Here is a 17,311-nt window from a genome sequence, read left to right on the forward strand (position 1 = left end):
GAATTACTTCTTGATGCGGATAACCGGGGTTTCACCCACGGTTACGCTACCGGACAGTTTGATCAGCTCTTTGATCTCGTCCATGTTGGAGATAACAACCGGAGTCAGGGTAGACTTGGCTTTTTCTTCCAGCAGCGGCAGATCGAATTCGATAACCGGGTCGCCGACTTTCACACGCTGGCCTTCTTCAGCGATACGTTTGAAACCTTCGCCTTTCAGTTCAACGGTATCAATACCGAAGTGAACGAACAGCTCAATGCCGCTATCAGATTCGATAGAGAACGCATGATTGGTTTCAAAAATTTTACCGATGGTGCCATCTACCGGCGCAACCATTTTGTTGCCAGTAGGTTTGATGGCAATGCCATCACCCACAATTTTTTCCGCAAAAACGACATCCGGCACGTCTTCGATGTTGACGATCTCGCCAGAGAGCGGGGCAACAATCTCAATAGTTCCGGTGTCTTTTTTGTCATCAGAAACCAGAGATTTCAATTTATCGAACAAACCCATGATCTTCTCCTAAGCAGTAATTTGGGCCGCGCATCTCGTGGATTAGCAGATTGTTTTTTCTTCAATGAACTTGTTAACCAGCGTCATTAACTCGTCCGTTGTCGGTTGAGCAAGAGCCTGCTCTGCTAATACTTTCGCATCTTCGAAGTTCGTGTTACGAATAATCTTCTTGATGCGCGGGATGGAAATGGCGCTCATAGAGAATTCGTCCAGCCCCATACCCAGCAACAGAAGTGTAGCACGTTCATCGCCCGCAAGCTCACCACACATGCCAGTCCATTTACCTTCAGCATGAGAAGCATCAATAACTTGCTTAATCAGCGTCAGGACGGACGGTGACATTGGCTGGTAAAGATGTGAAATCATATCATTACCACGGTCAACTGCCAGAGTATACTGCGTTAAATCATTGGTACCGATACTAAAGAAATCAACTTCTTTAGCTAAGTGACGAGCGATTGTCGCGGCGGCAGGGGTTTCTACCATTACGCCAATTTCAATGGCTTCATCAAAAGCTTTACCTTCGTCACGCAGTTCCTGTTTGTAGATCTCGATCTCTTTGCGCAGCGCGCGAACTTCTTCAACAGAGATGATCATCGGGAACATAATGCGCAGTTTACCGAAAGCTGAAGCACGCAGGATGGCGCGTACCTGGTCACGTAGGATCTCTTTACGATCCATTGCGATACGGATAGCACGCCAGCCGAGGAACGGGTTCTCTTCTTTCGGGAAGTTCATGTACGGCAGCTCTTTGTCGCCGCCGATATCCATGGTACGGACGATAACGGCCTGAGAGCCGCACGCTTCAGCAACCGCTTTGTAAGCTGCAAACTGTTCTTCTTCAGTCGGCAGCGAGTCGCGGTCCATGAACAGGAATTCAGTACGATACAAACCTACGCCTTCCGCGCCGTTGCGCTCAGCGCCTTCGACGTCACGGACGGTGCCGATGTTAGCGCAGACTTCAACCTGATGGCCGTCCAGCGTAATTGCCGGCAGGTCTTTCAGTTTAGCCAGTTCCGCTTTCTCTTCAGCAACCTGAGCCTGCAGATTACGCAGTTCTTCGATTTGTTCGTTTGTTGGGTTAACCAGAACCTGGTTATTCACCGCGTCGAGGATCAGATAATCGCCGTTTTTCACCTGAGCGGTAACGCTACCGGTGCCCACGATGGCTGGAAGTTCAAGGGAACGCGCCATGATAGAGGTGTGGGAAGTACGGCCGCCCGCGTCGGTGATGAAACCCAGCACCTTGTTCAGGTTCAGCTGTGCGGTTTCAGACGGGGTGAGGTCAGCGGCAACCAGGATAACTTCATCCTGAATCGCGCTCAGATCGATGATGGCCAGGCCGAGGATGTTGCGCAGCAGGCGCTTACCGATGTCGCGTACGTCAGCGGCACGCTCTTTCAGGTATTCGTCATCCAGTTCTTCCAGTGCAGTCGCCTGACCTTCGATAACTTCATTGGCTGCCGCATCGGCAGTCATATGCTTATCTTTAATCAGGGCTATGATTTCCTGCTCAAGCTCCTCATCTTCCAGCAGCATGATGTGCCCTTCGAAGATGGCTTCTTTTTCTTCACCGAAAGTTTCACCAGCTTTGGTTTTGATGACCTCCAGCTGGGCGGAGGCCTTGGTGCGGCCGCTCAGAAAACGTTCAACTTCCTGATCAACCTTATCGGCAGAAATTTTCTTCCGGTCGATGACTACTTCATCTTCTTTCAGCAGGAGTGCCTTGCCAAAAGCGATACCCGGGGATGCTAAAATGCCTGAAATCATAACCCTACCTTACTTGTGACTGATATTAAAAAGAACCCGTGAACTTACTCGAGTTCAGCCATCAGTTTAACCAGATGCTCAACTGCTTTTTGCTCATCTTCGCCTTCGGCAGAAAGAGTCACAACGGTACCCTGAGTCAGACCCAGAGTTTGCAGTTTGAACAGGCTTTTGGCGCTGGCGCTTTTGCCGTTGGAGGTAACAGTGATCTCAGAAGTGAAGCCTTTCGCTTCTTTAACAAACTGAGCAGCAGGGCGGGTGTGCAGACCGTTCGGAGCGGTAATAGTAACTTCTTGCTGGAACATTATATTTCCCCAACTTATAGGTTTAGTGTTGTGGACCTAAAGTTTAGCCTAACGGCCAAACTTTAGCCTGTATCGTTAGCGCCGGCATTACGTGTCCGGCTCCGGCACCAGCAGCAGTGAATCGCAGCGTGAACCTTCAGGCCGTTGACGTCTACCACGTCATTAAACATTATGCCGCGAAAGGAAGACTTGAACCAAATCATAAAATCGATTCAGCTTATGGAAATCCAAATCCGAATAATTTCGCGCATCAAAATAAATGTGCTGGTTAAATACCAGACCCAACGAAGTGAATCAATGCCAGGAGGGGTAAAAATTTGAACTGTGCCACAAAAAAGCACCTGAAAAGGTGCTTTTTTACACGATATTAACAGGCTGGCACTACTGTTGCAGTTCTTTCTCTGTGAAGAGATCGGCAAACAAAGCAGTGCTTAAATAGCGTTCACCTGAAGAGGGTAGGATAACCACAATATTCTTATTGGTAAAGGCTTCATCTTCCTGAAGCTTCAGCGCAGCAGCAACGGCTGCCCCGGAAGAGATACCGGCCAGAATACCTTCCTCTTCCATCAGGCGACGAGCGGTTGAAATGGCTTCTTCGTTGGTGATAGCAACGACTTTATCAACCAGCTTCAAATCCAGGTTGCCCGGAATAAAGCCTGCGCCGATGCCTTGAATTTTGTGCGGGCCGGGTTTTAGCTCCTCACCTGCCAGCGCCTGGGCGATAACCGGGGAGTCGGTGGGTTCAACCGCGACGGTAATCAGATCTTTTTTACCTTTGGTGCCTTTGATGTAACGACTTACGCCGGTCAGCGTACCGCCAGTACCGACGCCGGAGATGAAGACATCAACCTGGCCGTCAGTATCTTCCCAGATTTCTGGGCCGGTGGTTTTTTCATGAATTTCCGGGTTGGCCGGGTTGCTGAACTGCTGGAGCAGTAAGAATTTCTCTGGGTTGTCCGCGACGATTTCTTCGGCTTTCTGGATTGCACCCTTCATGCCTTTCGCACCTTCGGTTAATACCAGATTGGCACCTAACGCTTTTAGCAGTTTGCGGCGCTCGATACTCATAGTTTCTGGCATTGTCAGCGTCAGCTTATAGCCACGTGCTGCTGCGACGTAGGCAAGTGCAATACCGGTGTTACCGCTGGTCGGTTCTACCAACTCAACGCCTGGTTTTAGTACACCGCGTTTTTCGGCATCCCAAATCATATTGGCACCGATACGGCATTTCACGCTAAAGCTCGGGTTACGCGATTCTACCTTTGCCAGGATGCGCCCGTTACCGATTCGGTTCAGTCGTACTAGCGGCGTATGACCGATAGTCAGGGAGTTGTCTTCAAAAATCTTACTCATGGCCCGTCCTTAACTGTATGAAATTTGGGAGTACGGCTTCAGCATACCCGCTTAAAGAATATGCGGAAGTAAGGATTTAGCATATCTATATTCGCAAGAGAAATAATGGCAAGCCAGAAGTAATAAGGAGCGGCATAAGCCGCTCCGCAAGAAGAGAGGAGGGGATTACTTCCACATGGCGTGTTTGTCGCGGTAGCAATCGACCCACATTGCTGTTGCACCGCAAATGGCCACCGGCAGAATGACCAGATTCAGCACCGGAATCATGGTAAACAGGCTGGTCAGGGCACCAAATTGCATATTGGTTACTTTGCGGGTACGCAGCGCCTCACGCATGGTTTTAAACGGCACTTTATGGTTATCAAAAGGGTAATCGCAGTACTGAATTGCCAGCATCCAGGCACTGAACAGGAACCACAGTACGGGAGCAACGGTCTGGCCGATGCCGGGAATGAAATAGAGAATCAAAAGCACGATTGCCCGTGGGAGATACCAGGCAAACTTCTGCCATTCACGCTTCATAATGCGCGGCACATCTTTCATTATGCCGAAAACCCCGACATCTGGAGGCGTTGCGCCGGTGAGGCGCGCTTCAAGCTGCTCGGCCAGTAGACCGCTAAAGGGGGCGGCAATCCAGTTGGCAATCGTCGAGAAGAAGTAGCCGAAGACCAGCAGAATGGAGATAACCACTATCGGCCACAGCAAGTAGTTAAGCCATTGCAGCCATTCCGGTACATGGCTCATCAGCGAGGGGAGCCAGCTACCCAGACGAGTGAATAACCACCAGAAGGCTCCACCCATCAAAATGATGTTGACGAGTAAAGGGAGGAATACGTATCGACGGATCCCCGGTAGCCCGATCAGTTTCCAGCCCTGCGAAAAATAATAGACGCCACTACGCGGGGTCGTTGCGGATGATGAAACCATAGTCAGGCAATGCTCCTTTTTTGACATCCAGACTGAATGCCTGGATATTTTATCGGGTTAGCAGACAATAACCAGTTAGGAAATGTTCGAAAAAACAGCAAAAAGCACGATTTAGTTCATCTTTATGTAGTGAAAGCCCCAGACGCACTTGCACTTGATGTAATCGACAAATACTCTTAGTGAGTAAATGTTTGCCGTGGTGGCAAGGTGTTAGAACAACAGAGAATATAATGATGCAGGATTTGCGTCTGATATTAATCATTGTTGGCGCGATCGCCATAATCGCTTTACTGGTGCACGGTTTTTGGACCAGCCGTAAAGAACGTTCTTCGATGTTTCGCGATCGCCCACTAAAACGTATGAAGTCTCGCGACGATGAAGAGTCGGAAGGCGATGATTTTGATGGCGATGTTGAAGGCGTTGGTGAAGTCCGGGTTCATCGGGTTAATCACGCGCCGAATGGGGCTCATGGGGAGCATGAAGCACCTCATCAGGCACCACAACACCAGTATCAGCCGCCTTATGAGCGTCAGGCGCAACAGCCTGTGCATCAGGAGGAGCCTGCTCGTGCGCCGCAGCCATCTCATCAGCCGCAGCCACATCAGCAGCCGGTTCATACACAGGCTCCGGTTCAGCAACCGCATCACGTTGCGCCGACACAGCAGCCCGTGCCGCCGCAGCCCCAGCAACCTGTTCAACATGTGCAGCAGCCAGTTCAGCATGCGCCGCAATCGGTTCAACAACCTGCAGTCGCTCCGCAGCCGGTACCTGAACCTCAAGCTGCTCCTGAACCGCAGCCGGCACCGCAGCCTAAAGAGCGTAAAGAAACGGTCATTGTGATGAACGTTGCCGCGCACCATGGTTCGCAGCTTAATGGTGAGCTATTAATCAACAGCATCCAACAGGCGGGCTTCAAATTCGGCGATATGAATATTTTCCATCGCCACCTCAGTCCTGACGGTAGCGGCCAGGTCTTGTTCAGCCTGGCGAATATGGTAAAACCAGGCACATTCAATCCGGATAGCATGGCGGATATGATGACGCCAGGGATCACTATCTTTATGCAGGTTCCGTCCTTTGGCGATGAGCTGCAAAACTTTAAGTTGATGCTGCAATCTGCGCAGTACATTGCCGATGAAGTTGGTGGTGTCGTGCTGGACGATCAGCGTCGTATGATGACGCCGCAAAAATTGCGTGAATACCAGGACCGCATTCGCGAAGTGAAAGAGGCTAACGCCTGATTCATCTTCCTGAGTTTCGTCTACTTATCCTGAACCCCCGCCCGTCGGGGGTTTTTTATCATTGATGGTGTGATATGGAATCGAACGAACAAAAACTGACTGAACTGCGAACCACGCTTCGCCATCATGAATATCTGTACCATGTCATGGATACACCGGAAATTCCTGATGCGGAATACGATCGGTTGATGCGTGAATTACGTGAACTGGAAGCTCAACATCCTGAACTGATTACGCCTGATTCACCCACTCAGCGCGTTGGCGCTGCGCCTCTGGCCTCATTTAGCCAGATTCGTCATGAAGTGCCAATGTTGTCGTTGGATAACGTTTTTGATGAAGAGAGCTTCCTCGCGTTTAATAAGCGCGTTCAGGACCGTCTGAAAAATACTGATGATCTGACTTACTGTTGTGAACTGAAGCTGGATGGCCTGGCGGTTAGCATCCTGTATGAAAACGGCGTTCTGGTGCAGGCGGCGACCCGAGGCGATGGGACCACCGGAGAAGATATTACCTCCAACGTACGCACCATTCGCGCCATCCCCCTGAAGCTGCGTGGTGACGATATTCCGCAGCGTCTGGAAGTTCGCGGCGAGGTATTTCTCCCGCAGGCCGGGTTTGAAAAAATTAATGATGAGGCGCGTCGCACCGGTGGGAAAGTGTTTGCTAACCCACGTAACGCGGCCGCCGGTTCTTTGCGCCAGCTCGATCCGCGAATTACGGCGAAGCGACCGCTCACTTTCTTTTGCTACGGCGTGGGTGTGCTGGAAGGTGGTGAGCTGCCGGAAAGCCATTCTGCGCGTTTACAGCAGTTTAAGGCCTGGGGGCTGCCGGTCAGCGAGCGCGTAAAACTCTGCCATACGCCAGAGGAAGTGCTTACTTACTATCGCAAAGTTGAGGAAGATCGTCCGAACCTGGGCTTTGATATCGACGGCGTGGTCATCAAAGTTGATTCTTTGGCTCTACAGGAACAGCTTGGTTTTGTGGCCCGCGCGCCGCGTTGGGCGGTGGCGTTTAAGTTTCCGGCGCAAGAGCAGATGACCTTTGTTCGTGATGTCGAGTTTCAGGTCGGGCGTACCGGTGCCATCACGCCAGTTGCCCGTCTGGAGCCGGTCCATGTCGCAGGAGTGCTGGTCAGCAACGCGACGCTGCACAATGCGGATGAAATCGACCGCCTGGGGTTGCGTATCGGCGATAAGGTGGTCATTCGTCGTGCCGGAGATGTTATCCCTCAGGTGGTGAACGTGGTCCTTTCAGAGCGTCCGGAAAAGACCCGTGAAATCGTGTTCCCCACGCATTGCCCGGTATGCCATTCCGATGTTGAACGTGTGGAAGGTGAAGTTGTCACGCGCTGTACTGGCGGTCTGATTTGCGGCGCTCAGCGTAAAGAAGCGCTCAAACATTTCGTTTCTCGTCGCGCGTTAGATGTCGAGGGAATGGGCGATAAAATCATCGACCAGCTGGTTGAGAAAGAGTACGTCCATACGCCAGCCGATCTTTTCCAGTTGACGCCGGGTAAACTCACTGGACTGGACCGCATGGGGCCAAAATCAGCGCAGAACGTGGTGGATGCTCTGGAAAAATCGAAAGAAACGACCTTTGCCCGTTTCCTTTATGCGTTAGGGATCCGCGAAGTAGGCGAAGCCACGGCAGCAGGTTTGGCGGCCCACTTTGGTACCATTGAGGCGCTGGAGCAGGCATCGATTGAAGAGCTGCAAAAAGTGCCTGATGTCGGGATTGTTGTCGCCACACACGTGCGCAATTTCTTTGCTGAGGAGAGTAACCGCGAAGTGATTGTTCAGTTGCGCAAAGAAGGGGTCCGCTGGCCTGCGCCGGTAGTGGTCAATGCCGAAGAAATTGATAGCCCATTTGCCGGAAAAACGGTGGTTCTGACCGGTAGCCTGAGCCAGCTATCGCGCGATGATGCTAAAGCGCAGCTGGTCGCGCTGGGCGCGAAGGTTGCGGGCAGCGTATCGAAGAAAACCGATCTGGTGATTGCCGGAGAAGCGGCAGGTTCCAAACTGGCTAAAGCACAGGAACTGGGCATTGCGGTGATAGATGAAGCTGAAATGGTGCGTCTGCTCGGAGAATCGCGTGGATAAAGACCAGCTTATTGAAATTGCTAATACGGAAATGCCGTTTGGCAAATATAAAGGGCGTCGTTTAATTGATGTGCCGGAAGAGTATTTGCTGTGGTTTGCCCGTAAAGATCAATTTCCAGCCGGGCATCTTGGCGAGCTGATGGCGTTAACCTTGTTGATTAAAACCGAGGGGCTAACCGATCTGGTTCAGCCCCTTAAGCGCCCGCGTTAAGCTTCGGAGGCGCGGGTCTTTTCCTGCGCCTGTAATGCTTCGGCCTGGCGCTTATAACGACGCGCCAGCACGGCGCACACCATCAGCTGAATCTGATGGAAGATCATCAGCGGCAGCACCATTATCCCCAGTATTGAGGTCGGGAAGAGAATGTTGGCCATCGGAATTCCGTTTGCCAGACTCTTTTTCGATCCGCAGAAGACAATCGTAATCTCATCCGCTTTATTGAACCCGCACTTGCGCGCCACAAAGACGTTAATCGCAATAACAATCGCCAGCAGCACAAGGCTGACTACGACGATAAACAGCAGCGAGCCGACACCGACTTTGTGCCATATGCCGTTAACGACCGCTTCGCTGAACGCCGAGTAAACCACCAGCAGGATAGAGGTCTGGTCGGTTTTAGAGATCCATTTTTTACGTTTCGCTACCCAATCGCCAATCCACGGACGAGAAAGGTGCCCCAGCACAAACGGCAATAGAAGCTGCAGCATGATCTTGCCGACCTGCTCCAGACTGCCGCCTGCGCCGTGCAGATTCATCAGCAGGCCGACCAGCAAGGGCGAAATAAAAATACCCAGCAGGCTTGATGCCGAAGCCGAACATACCGCCGCCGCCACGTTGCCGCCCGCCAGCGAAGTAAACGCGATAGCGGACTGGACGGTGGCGGGCAGAATGCAGAGATAAATAAAGCCGGTGTATAGCGCCGGATCGACGTTAATGGGTGCCCACCAGGCGAACAACACGCCAAGAACGGGAAAGACGATAAAGGTGCTGCACATTACCCAAAGATGCAAACGCCAGTGGCTTCCCCCGGCAACGATGGCCTCACGAGAAAGTTTTGCGCCGTGCATAAAGAACAGCAGAGCGATGGCGGCGGTGGTTAAATGTTCAAAGAAGGGGACAAATGCGCCGCGAGCGGGAAAAAAAGAAGCCAGCAGGACGACGGTGACTAAGGTCAGAGTAAATGGATCAAGAATGCGGAAAAATTTCATAAACGCTCCTGAAAATCGATGCCGCTATTGTGCTTTCTTTAGTTTGAGAAATAAAATCGATTTATTGCATCTATTCATGAAAAAAAGAGATGAATTACTCGCTACGTCAGTTAAAAGTGTTTGTGACAGTCGCTCGTGCCAGGAGCTTTAGCCGGGCAGGGGAGAGTATCGGGCTAAGCCAGTCGGCGGTGAGCCATAGCGTCAAAGAGTTGGAACATCAAACCGGTGTGCGTCTGCTCGATCGAACTACCCGGGAAGTGGTGCTCACGGAGGCGGGCCAACAGTTGGCAGCCAGGTTGGAGCGTCTGCTGGATGAATTGAATAGTACGCTGCGTGAGGCCGGACGCGTCGGGCAGCAACTTACTGGAACTGTCAGAGTTGCCGCCAGTCAGACCATTTCTGCCCACCTGATCCCGCAGTGCATTGCATACGCTAATCGACGCTACCCTGAGATCGATTTTGTTCTCCACGACCGCCCTCAGCAATGGGTGCTGGAGAGCATCCGTCAGGGAGAGGTGGATTTTGGCATCGTTATCGATCCTGGAGCCGCAACCGATTTAGAGTGCGAGACGGTACTGGCGGAGCCGTTTTTGTTGCTTTGCCGCCACGATCACTCTTTTGCCCAACGAGATTCAGTGGGCTGGCTGGAGCTACAGCAGCAGCGGTTGGTGTTACAGGATTATGCGTCCGGTAGCCGTCCGCTTATCGATGCGGCTCTCGCTGGATTTTCCGTTGAAGCGAAGATTGTGCAGGAGATTGGCCATCCGGCGACACTATTTCCGATGGTTGAAGCGGGAATTGGCATCAGTATATTACCGGCGTTAGCCCTGCCGCTTCCTCAGGGAAGCCATTTGCAGGTGAAACGATTAACGCCGGTAGTTGAACGGCAACTGATGCTGGCACGGCGCAAAAACCGGTCGTTATCAACTGCTGCAGAGGCGTTGTGGGAGGTCGTCAGGTCCCAGGCCAGCGAGTTGACCGCATGCCGTGCGGCAGATCCTCTCTATCAAATATAGTCGGCCTGCCGCTTCAGGCAGGCGCAAAAGATTAAAATTGATATTTGAGGGAGTAAATAATGCCGTCCTGAAGAAAAGTTTCCCCAAGCTTATTCTTCGCGTAGCGATACTGAACGCCTGCTGTCAGATGAGGTGTCGCATTCCACCACAGCGCCACAGCGCCGTTAAGGCCATCTTTACCACCGTTGCCCGCAGCATAGGTTGCAGCGCGATCAAATTCATATTCATTCCAGTTGGTCAGGGTGAATTTTTCACTACCCAGCATAAAGCTATATCCGGCTACCCAGCCCAGCACATAACCATTGTCGCCGCTATAATACGTTTGGTCGGTATAGCGTTTGGCGATGAAGGGCTTAAACCAATAACCGTTGCCGGTGAAATTATATCCGAGACCATAGAGAAACATATCATCATGGAAATTCACTCGAGCGGGCGAACCGTAGGTGCCGTATGCGTGTAAATAGAGGTTTAATCCAGTGTCGCCCAAATAAATACGGTTGGTATTTTTAAACGTATAGCGTTGTTCGCTACCGGGTTTGTCATGACGGCCATTGTAGAAATTTTCCCAATCAAAAAATCCATACATTTCCCCCCAGCTAAAGTTTGCACCGCCTTCAAGTTCCAGATAGCCGAAATCATCTTTGTGGGATTTGTTGCCAGATTTCTCTGTCGTGCGTGATGTCCAGTCAAGGTAATGCAGACCAAGATTGGCGAAGCCACCTTTAAATTCAGCCTGTACGGTATGAGGTAAAACCAATGCGGCGGCAAAACTTAAATTTATAAGCGTTTTATTCATGGGGTGTTCCATCTACCAGAAATATAAAAATGTAGGTGTTTATTTTATTTTGCTGTGGGCCCCAGCAGACGACATCTTATTCAAAAAGGGGATGGTGAAACCAATATTTAATTATTGATAATCGATAGGTAAACGATCTGAATGAGGTTTATGCCATCAATATAGAAAGGATATCAATCATTACGGGAAAGTGTATTGGTAAACGATTGTCTTCTCTCGTTATAAACAAGAGGTACACAACACTTTTCCGATTATTCAGCCTTAAGGATCTATCATGAGCCACTCCCTTTTGTCACAGAATCCCTGGTATAGCGCAGATATCATTCGTGGTTATAAGCCTGATTTTACGCCGCGCGTGGCGTTTATTCTTGGTTCAGGTTTAGGTGCCCTGGCGGAACAAATTGAAGATGCAGTGGCTATCTCTTACGAGAAACTGCCAGGTTTCCCGGTCAGCACCGTCCATGGACATGCCGGAGAACTGGTGCTGGGTCATCTGGCTGGCGTTCCGGTCGCCTGCATGAAAGGTCGGGGACATTTTTATGAAGGCCGTGGCATGACCATTATGACCGATGCGATTCGGACCCTGAAGCTGTTGGGCTGTGAACTGCTGTTTTGCACCAATGCGGCGGGTTCCCTGCGCCCGGAAGTGGGGCCGGGTAGCCTTGTCGCGCTAAATGATCATATCAACACGATGCCGGGAACACCGATGGTTGGGTTGAACGATGAGCGCTTTGGCGACCGTTTCTTCTCACTCGCGAATGCCTATGATGCGGATTACCGCGCCGTACTGCAGACCGTTGCGAAAGAAGAGGGCTTTCCGCTTACTGAGGGCGTATTTGTTTCCTATCCTGGGCCGAACTTTGAAACGGCGGCAGAAATTCGCATGATGCAGATTATCGGTGGCGATGTCGTTGGTATGTCAGTCGTGCCAGAAGTCATCACTGCGCGGCACTGTGGCCTGAAAGTGGTTGCAGTCTCTGCTATTACCAATTTGGCTGAAGGCCTGGGTGATGTGAAATTATCTCATGCGCAGACCCTGGCAGCGGCTGAGTTATCTCGCCAAAACTTTATTAATCTGATCTGCGGTTTCTTACGTAAACTGGCCTGAAATCAATAATAACAATGACCCCGCGCACGGGGTCTTTCTCTTACTCTATCTCTACGGCAAGGAACGAAAAATGGGTATTGCGTCCCGATTAAAGGTCATGTCGTTTTTGCAATATTTTATCTGGGGAAGCTGGCTGGTGACCCTGGGTTCTTACATGATAAACACCCTCGACTTTACTGGCGCAAACGTCGGGATGGTTTATAGCTCCAAAGGGTTGGCAGCCATTATCATGCCCGGCATTATGGGGATCATTGCCGACAAATGGTTACGCGCAGAACGCGCCTATATGCTTTGCCATCTGGTTTGCGCCGGGGTGCTGCTGTATGCCACTACCGTCACCGATCCGGATACGATGTTCTGGGTGATGTTGATTAACGCAATGGCCTATATGCCGACGATAGCGTTGTCTAACAGCGTCTCTTATTCCTGCCTTGCACAGTCTGGACAGGATCCAGTTACCGCCTTCCCTCCTATTCGCGTGTTTGGCACGATTGGCTTTATTGTCGCCATGTGGACGGTGAGTCTCATGGGGTTGGAATTGAGCAGTGCGCAGCTGTATATCGCATCAGGCGCTTCGCTGGCGCTGGCGATGTATGCGTTTACGTTGCCGAAGATTCCGGTGGCTGAGAAGAAGGAAGTAACAACGCTTGCCAGTAAACTAGGATTGGATGCATTTGTGCTGTTTAAAAACCCGCGCATGGCAATTTTCTTTCTGTTTGCGATGATGCTGGGAGCGGTGCTGCAAATTACCAACGTTTTTGGTAACCCGTTCCTGCACGATTTTGCCCGTAATCCGGAGTTTGCCAACAGCTTTGTCGTCAAGTATCCCTCTATTTTACTTTCCGTTTCGCAGATGGCGGAAGTCGGTTTTATCCTTACCATACCGTTCTTCCTAAAACGCTTCGGCATCAAAACGGTGATGTTGATGAGTATGCTGGCGTGGACGCTGCGCTTTGGTTTCTTTGCCTTTGGCGATCCGTCTCCGTTTGGTTTTGTGCTGTTGCTGATGTCGATGATTGTTTACGGTTGTGCATTCGACTTCTTCAATATTTCAGGGTCGGTGTTCGTTGAGCAGGAGGTGAGCTCCAACATTCGCGCCAGTGCGCAAGGGCTGTTTATGACGATGGTGAACGGTGTTGGCGCATGGGTTGGATCGATTTTAAGCGGTATGGCGGTGGATTACTTCTCCGTTGACGGTGTGAAAGACTGGCAAACTATCTGGCTACTGTTCGCAGCTTATTCGTTGGTACTGGCGGTTATTTTTGCGCTGTTCTTCAGGTACAAACATGAGCCTGAAAAGCTGGCGCAGAGATCGCTGGCCCACTAACCATTCTACAATGGCGGGAACTCTGTGCCCGCCGTTTCATTTTCTGCGATACAGTGTGGTAACTTTGCGTACTATCCTTCGCTTCAGGAGCGCATTATTGATGGAACGCACGTATCGTACCGATCTGAAGTTACTGCGTTATTTTCTTGCCGTCGCAGAAGAACTACACTTTGGACGCGCTGCTGCTCGCCTGAATATGTCGCAACCTCCGCTGAGTATTCACATTAAAGAACTGGAACAGCAGCTTGGTACGCTACTGTTTGTTCGTCATTCCCGCAGCGTAGTGTTAACACATGCAGGTAAGATCCTGATGGAAGAGTCTCGCCGCCTGCTGGCTAGTGCCAATCAGGCGCTGGCAAGGGTTGAGCAAATTGGACGCGGTGAAGCAGGGCGTATTGAGCTTGGCGTAGTGGGGACGGCAATGTGGGGGAAAATGCGCCCCGTGATGCACCGTTTTTTAAAGGACAATCCGAATGTCGAGGTGCTGTTTCGCGAAAAAATGCCTGCGATGCAGATGGCGCTACTGGAACGGCGAGAGCTGGATGCGGGAATCTGGCGGATGGCCACCGAGCCAACGGAAGGGTTTACCAGTTTACGTTTGCATGAATCGTCTTTTCTGGTCGCTATGCCGGAAGAACACCACCTGACTACCCACGGTGTGGTTCCCCTGGAGGCATTGCGAAATGAATATTTTGTCACCATGCCCTCGATCCATACCGACTGGGCATTTTTGCAACGCGTTTGCCAGACTGCCGGATTTTCGCCGATGATTGTTCGTGAAGTGATGGAACCACAAACGGTTCTGGCGATGATCAGCATGGGGATTGGTATTACGCTAATCGCGGATAGCTATGCGCAGATGAATTGGCCTGGCGTTGTATTTCGTCCGCTGGAGGAGCGTATTCCCGCTGATTTATATATCGTCTATGAAGAGTCTCAGGCGACGCTTGCGCTGACGAAGCTAGTGGAAGCGTTGACGGGGTAATTAAGTCGTCGATGGTGGTGCGAACGTGTTATCGGGTCTACAACGTACCGGAGGCCTGATAAGCGTAACATCATCATATAGGTTTAAATCTTGTATATTGCAGATAGCAAAAAAGCGCCTTTAGGGCGCTTTTTTACATTGGTGGGTCGTGCAGGATTCGAACCTGCGACCAATTGATTAAAAGTCAACTGCTCTACCAACTGAGCTAACGACCCGAAGTGGTGGGTGATGACGGGATCGAACCGCCGACCCCCTCCTTGTAAGGGAGGTGCTCTCCCAGCTGAGCTAATCACCCACTTCAGTACTTCATTTTATTGCAAGAAATCCAGCTGGCGAGAAAGTGGTGGGTGATGACGGGATCGAACCGCCGACCCCCTCCTTGTAAGGGAGGTGCTCTCCCAGCTGAGCTAATCACCCACTTCTCAATTTCTTGCTACACGGCGGAGACTACGTTAAGTAGTGGTGGGTGATGACGGGTTCGAACCGCCGACCCCCTCCTTGTAAGGGAGGTGCTCTCCCAGCTGAGCTAATCACCCCCGCTGTGTGGAGTCGCATTATAGGGAGAGTTGAAAATGAGTCAACGCCTTTTCTTAATAATTTGTTTGTTCGTCGTAAAATTAAACAAAACGATTGCGAACCCATCTATGGCGCATGATTTATAAACAAAAAGAGCAAAGCGTGACGTTGAAACACCAACAACATTGAGGAATCAGCCCACAGTGTTAGAATATTGTCCTATAAAATCCAACGAACACTGCCGCCTGTCGGCATCTTTATCAAACGTAAGGCCAATTCATGAAAATCAAAACTCGCTTCGCGCCAAGCCCAACAGGCTATCTGCACGTTGGCGGTGCGCGTACTGCTCTCTATTCCTGGCTTTTTGCACGTAACCACGGCGGTGAGTTTGTGCTGCGTATTGAAGACACCGATCTTGAACGCTCCACGCCGGAAGCTATTGAAGCCATCATGGATGGCATGAACTGGCTGAGCCTGGAGTGGGACGAGGGTCCGTACTTCCAGACCAAACGTTTTGATCGTTACAACGCCGTGATTGATGAAATGCTGGAAGCGGGCACGGCCTATAAATGCTATTGCTCTAAAGAGCGTCTGGAAGCCCTGCGTGAAGAGCAGATGGCAAAAGGCGATAAGCCGCGTTACGACGGCCGCTGCCGCCATGGTCACGAACATCACGCAGATGACGAGCCTTGCGTAGTGCGTTTTGCCAACCCGGAGGAAGGTTCTGTTGTTTTTGATGACCAGATCCGCGGTCCTATCGAATTCAGCAACCTGGAGCTGGACGATCTGATTATCCGCCGTACCGATGGTTCCCCGACCTACAACTTCTGTGTAGTTGTTGATGACTGGGATATGGAAATCACCCACGTGATTCGTGGTGAAGACCATATCAACAATACCCCGCGCCAGATTAACATTCTAAAAGCGCTGAACGCGCCGGTGCCGATTTATGCGCACGTCTCTATGATCAATGGTGATGATGGCAAAAAACTCTCCAAGCGTCACGGTGCAGTCAGCGTTATGCAGTATCGCGACGATGGCTATCTGCCGGAAGCGCTGCTGAATTACCTGGTGCGCCTCGGCTGGTCCAGCGGTGACCAGGAGATTTTCTCTCGTGAAGAGATGATCAAGCTGTTTAGTCTGGGGGCGGTGAGCAAATCTGCCAGCGCGTTTAACACCGAAAAACTGCAGTGGCTGAACCATCACTATATCAACTCACTGGCTCCGGAATATGTCGCGACGCATTTACAGTGGCACATTGAGCAAGAAAATATTGACACCCGTAACGGCCCGCAGCTGTCTGAGCTAGTGAAACTGCTGGGCGAGCGTTGTAAGACTTTGAAAGAGATGGCGGCGAGCTGTCGCTACTTCTATGAAGACTTTGCTGAGTTTGATGCTGATGCTGCGAAAAAACATCTGCGCCCGGTTGCCCGTCAACCGCTTGAAGTGGTGCGCGATAAGTTAACGGCCATCAGCGACTGGACGGCAGAAAACGTTCACCACGCAATTCAGGCAACGGCTGATGAACTGGAAGTTGGCATGGGTAAAGTGGGGATGCCGCTGCGCGTCGCTGTGACCGGTGCAGGGCAGTCGCCAGCACTGGATGTCACCGTACATGCAATCGGTAAATTACGCAGTGTAGAACGCATCAATAAAGCGCTGGCCTTTATTGCCGAGCGTGAAAGCCAACAATCCTGATTTTGATTGCAGGATGAGTAAAACGGCAGGTGATTAACTCTGCCGTTTTTTTTGCTTATTTCTCAGCGTCAGTGATGCCTAACCGGGATAAGAATCCACTAATCCCTTCGCGTGCGAGAAGATCCCTCAGATGTAACTGCTCCGCGGGAGTCATAAGATGGAGCGTTTCGACGATTTGACGCCAGATAGCGTCAGCGTCATTAACGAAGTAGTTGCCTGGCTGTTCCGCTAGCTGATATTCCATGGTCAGATGCCGCAGCGCGGGGATATTCACCAGGAAATCGACGACCGTCTTGTCGATAACGATAAGGCGAGCACGTCCACCTTTGACGCCGGGTATGGCTTCCGTCCGCCACTTTTGTTCTCGGGCCCAGCGATTAATCGTCTGTCTGGCGAGGTTTAGGCACTCAGCGAGCTCCGCTGGGGTCATTTTGTCTTTGAGTTTCATCATGAT

16 protein-coding genes and 4 tRNA genes are annotated in these 17,311 nt (G+C 51.1%); 8 read left to right on the forward strand and 12 right to left on the reverse strand.

What is annotated here, in order from left to right:
• Positions 1 to 3: 3 nt before the first annotated feature.
• The 5 genes from crr to cysZ all read right to left on the reverse strand — a co-directional run bounded on the left by crr (position 4) and on the right by cysZ (position 4,865).
• The gene (gene crr, locus DA718_RS07915; protein WP_000522253.1) at positions 4 to 513 is read right to left on the reverse strand and encodes a PTS glucose transporter subunit IIA; all 510 of its coding nucleotides are present in this window, start codon (positions 511 to 513) and stop codon (positions 4 to 6) included.
• A gap of 42 nt (positions 514 to 555) precedes the next feature.
• The gene (ptsI, locus tag DA718_RS07920; RefSeq protein ID WP_112212912.1) at positions 556 to 2,283 is read right to left on the reverse strand and encodes a phosphoenolpyruvate-protein phosphotransferase PtsI; all 1,728 of its coding nucleotides are present in this window, start codon (positions 2,281 to 2,283) and stop codon (positions 556 to 558) included.
• 44 nt (positions 2,284 to 2,327) lie between these two features.
• A complete protein-coding gene (gene ptsH / locus DA718_RS07925; RefSeq protein ID WP_002913505.1) occupies positions 2,328 to 2,585 on the reverse strand; it encodes a phosphocarrier protein Hpr in 258 nt (85 codons plus the stop codon).
• Positions 2,586 to 2,966: 381 nt separating this feature from the next.
• On the reverse strand, positions 2,967 to 3,938 hold the full coding sequence (cysK, locus tag DA718_RS07935; protein ID WP_112212914.1) for a cysteine synthase A: 972 nt from the start codon (positions 3,936 to 3,938) through the stop codon (positions 2,967 to 2,969).
• Positions 3,939 to 4,103: 165 nt separating this feature from the next.
• Positions 4,104 to 4,865: a sulfate transporter CysZ gene (gene cysZ / locus DA718_RS07940; RefSeq protein WP_112212915.1), complete on the reverse strand. Its 762-nt coding sequence runs from the start codon at positions 4,863 to 4,865 to the stop codon at positions 4,104 to 4,106.
• Positions 4,866 to 5,095: 230 nt separating this feature from the next.
• On the opposite strand from cysZ, the gene zipA reads away from it, so the two are divergent.
• The 3 genes from zipA to DA718_RS07955 all read left to right on the forward strand — a co-directional run bounded on the left by zipA (position 5,096) and on the right by DA718_RS07955 (position 8,416).
• A complete protein-coding gene (gene zipA, locus DA718_RS07945; protein ID WP_167492733.1) occupies positions 5,096 to 6,106 on the forward strand; it encodes a cell division protein ZipA in 1,011 nt (336 codons plus the stop codon).
• A 74-nt stretch (positions 6,107 to 6,180) separates the two neighbouring features.
• Positions 6,181 to 8,205: an NAD-dependent DNA ligase LigA gene (gene ligA, locus DA718_RS07950; RefSeq protein WP_112212916.1), complete on the forward strand. Its 2,025-nt coding sequence runs from the start codon at positions 6,181 to 6,183 to the stop codon at positions 8,203 to 8,205.
• Positions 8,198 to 8,416, forward strand: a complete 219-nt coding sequence (locus DA718_RS07955) for a DUF3820 family protein (protein WP_110272204.1) — start codon at positions 8,198 to 8,200, stop codon at positions 8,414 to 8,416. Before ligA ends, DA718_RS07955 begins: the two co-directional genes overlap by 8 nt.
• On the opposite strand, the gene DA718_RS07960 is transcribed toward DA718_RS07955, so the two are convergent.
• Positions 8,413 to 9,411: a bile acid:sodium symporter family protein gene (locus DA718_RS07960; protein ID WP_112212917.1), complete on the reverse strand. Its 999-nt coding sequence runs from the start codon at positions 9,409 to 9,411 to the stop codon at positions 8,413 to 8,415. The genes DA718_RS07955 and DA718_RS07960 overlap by 4 nt on opposite strands.
• An 89-nt stretch (positions 9,412 to 9,500) precedes the next feature.
• Between DA718_RS07960 and DA718_RS07965 the strand changes: the two genes are divergently transcribed.
• Positions 9,501 to 10,427: a LysR family transcriptional regulator gene (locus tag DA718_RS07965; RefSeq protein WP_112212918.1), complete on the forward strand. Its 927-nt coding sequence runs from the start codon at positions 9,501 to 9,503 to the stop codon at positions 10,425 to 10,427.
• Between the two features lie 31 nt (positions 10,428 to 10,458).
• On the opposite strand, the gene DA718_RS07970 is transcribed toward DA718_RS07965, so the two are convergent.
• Positions 10,459 to 11,223 (reverse strand): nucleoside-specific channel-forming Tsx family protein, encoded by a 765-nt coding sequence (locus DA718_RS07970; protein ID WP_112212919.1) that lies wholly within the window; start codon positions 11,221 to 11,223, stop codon positions 10,459 to 10,461.
• A 274-nt stretch (positions 11,224 to 11,497) separates the two neighbouring features.
• Between DA718_RS07970 and xapA the strand changes: the two genes are divergently transcribed.
• From xapA to DA718_RS07985, 3 genes are all read left to right on the forward strand, one after another.
• The gene (gene xapA / locus DA718_RS07975; protein WP_112212920.1) at positions 11,498 to 12,331 is read left to right on the forward strand and encodes a xanthosine phosphorylase; all 834 of its coding nucleotides are present in this window, start codon (positions 11,498 to 11,500) and stop codon (positions 12,329 to 12,331) included.
• Positions 12,332 to 12,401: 70 nt separating this feature from the next.
• Complete coding sequence (locus DA718_RS07980) at positions 12,402 to 13,658, forward strand: nucleoside permease (RefSeq protein WP_112212921.1); 1,257 nt, start codon at positions 12,402 to 12,404, stop codon at positions 13,656 to 13,658.
• 100 nt (positions 13,659 to 13,758) lie between these two features.
• Positions 13,759 to 14,643: a LysR family transcriptional regulator gene (locus DA718_RS07985; RefSeq protein ID WP_112212922.1), complete on the forward strand. Its 885-nt coding sequence runs from the start codon at positions 13,759 to 13,761 to the stop codon at positions 14,641 to 14,643.
• Between the two features lie 139 nt (positions 14,644 to 14,782).
• Here DA718_RS07985 and DA718_RS07990 read toward each other — a convergent pair.
• The 4 genes from DA718_RS07990 to DA718_RS08005 form a co-directional block, all read right to left on the reverse strand.
• Positions 14,783 to 14,858 (reverse strand) — tRNA-Lys (locus DA718_RS07990).
• 4 nt (positions 14,859 to 14,862) lie between these two features.
• A tRNA-Val gene (locus DA718_RS07995) sits at positions 14,863 to 14,938 on the reverse strand.
• A 46-nt stretch (positions 14,939 to 14,984) separates the two neighbouring features.
• Positions 14,985 to 15,060, reverse strand: a tRNA-Val gene (locus tag DA718_RS08000).
• Positions 15,061 to 15,103: 43 nt separating this feature from the next.
• Positions 15,104 to 15,179: transfer RNA gene (locus DA718_RS08005), tRNA-Val, on the reverse strand.
• A 259-nt stretch (positions 15,180 to 15,438) separates the two neighbouring features.
• Here DA718_RS08005 and gltX point away from each other — a divergent pair.
• Positions 15,439 to 16,857, forward strand: a complete 1,419-nt coding sequence (gltX, locus tag DA718_RS08015) for a glutamate--tRNA ligase (RefSeq protein WP_112212923.1) — start codon at positions 15,439 to 15,441, stop codon at positions 16,855 to 16,857.
• Between the two features lie 55 nt (positions 16,858 to 16,912).
• Here the strand turns inward: gltX and DA718_RS08020 are convergent, their stop codons facing one another.
• The gene (locus tag DA718_RS08020) at positions 16,913 to 17,308 is read right to left on the reverse strand and encodes a YfeC-like transcriptional regulator (RefSeq protein WP_112213207.1); all 396 of its coding nucleotides are present in this window, start codon (positions 17,306 to 17,308) and stop codon (positions 16,913 to 16,915) included.
• Positions 17,309 to 17,311 lie beyond the last annotated feature (3 nt).

Source organism: Klebsiella huaxiensis, assembly GCF_003261575.2.
GTDB classification, from domain to species: domain Bacteria; phylum Pseudomonadota; class Gammaproteobacteria; order Enterobacterales; family Enterobacteriaceae; genus Klebsiella; species Klebsiella huaxiensis.

Bases quoted from the DNA above. Each gene is read 5' to 3' on its own strand.
- crr (WP_000522253.1), bottom strand. From the start codon at position 513: ATGGGTTTGTTCGATAAATTGAAATCTCTGGTTTCTGATGACAAAAAA.
- ptsI (WP_112212912.1), bottom strand. From the start codon at position 2,283: ATGATTTCAGGCATTTTAGCATCCCCGGGTATCGCTTTTGGCAAGGCA.
- ptsH (WP_002913505.1), bottom strand. From the start codon at position 2,585: ATGTTCCAGCAAGAAGTTACTATTACCGCTCCGAACGGTCTGCACACC.
- cysK (WP_112212914.1), bottom strand. From the start codon at position 3,938: ATGAGTAAGATTTTTGAAGACAACTCCCTGACTATCGGTCATACGCCG.
- cysZ (WP_112212915.1), bottom strand. From the start codon at position 4,865: ATGGTTTCATCATCCGCAACGACCCCGCGTAGTGGCGTCTATTATTTT.
- zipA (WP_167492733.1), top strand. From the start codon at position 5,096: ATGATGCAGGATTTGCGTCTGATATTAATCATTGTTGGCGCGATCGCC.
- ligA (WP_112212916.1), top strand. From the start codon at position 6,181: ATGGAATCGAACGAACAAAAACTGACTGAACTGCGAACCACGCTTCGC.
- DA718_RS07960 (WP_112212917.1), bottom strand. From the start codon at position 9,411: ATGAAATTTTTCCGCATTCTTGATCCATTTACTCTGACCTTAGTCACC.
- DA718_RS07965 (WP_112212918.1), top strand. From the start codon at position 9,501: ATGAATTACTCGCTACGTCAGTTAAAAGTGTTTGTGACAGTCGCTCGT.
- DA718_RS07970 (WP_112212919.1), bottom strand. From the start codon at position 11,223: ATGAATAAAACGCTTATAAATTTAAGTTTTGCCGCCGCATTGGTTTTA.
- xapA (WP_112212920.1), top strand. From the start codon at position 11,498: ATGAGCCACTCCCTTTTGTCACAGAATCCCTGGTATAGCGCAGATATC.
- DA718_RS07980 (WP_112212921.1), top strand. From the start codon at position 12,402: ATGGGTATTGCGTCCCGATTAAAGGTCATGTCGTTTTTGCAATATTTT.
- DA718_RS07985 (WP_112212922.1), top strand. From the start codon at position 13,759: ATGGAACGCACGTATCGTACCGATCTGAAGTTACTGCGTTATTTTCTT.
- gltX (WP_112212923.1), top strand. From the start codon at position 15,439: ATGAAAATCAAAACTCGCTTCGCGCCAAGCCCAACAGGCTATCTGCAC.
- DA718_RS08020 (WP_112213207.1), bottom strand. From the start codon at position 17,308: ATGATGAAACTCAAAGACAAAATGACCCCAGCGGAGCTCGCTGAGTGC.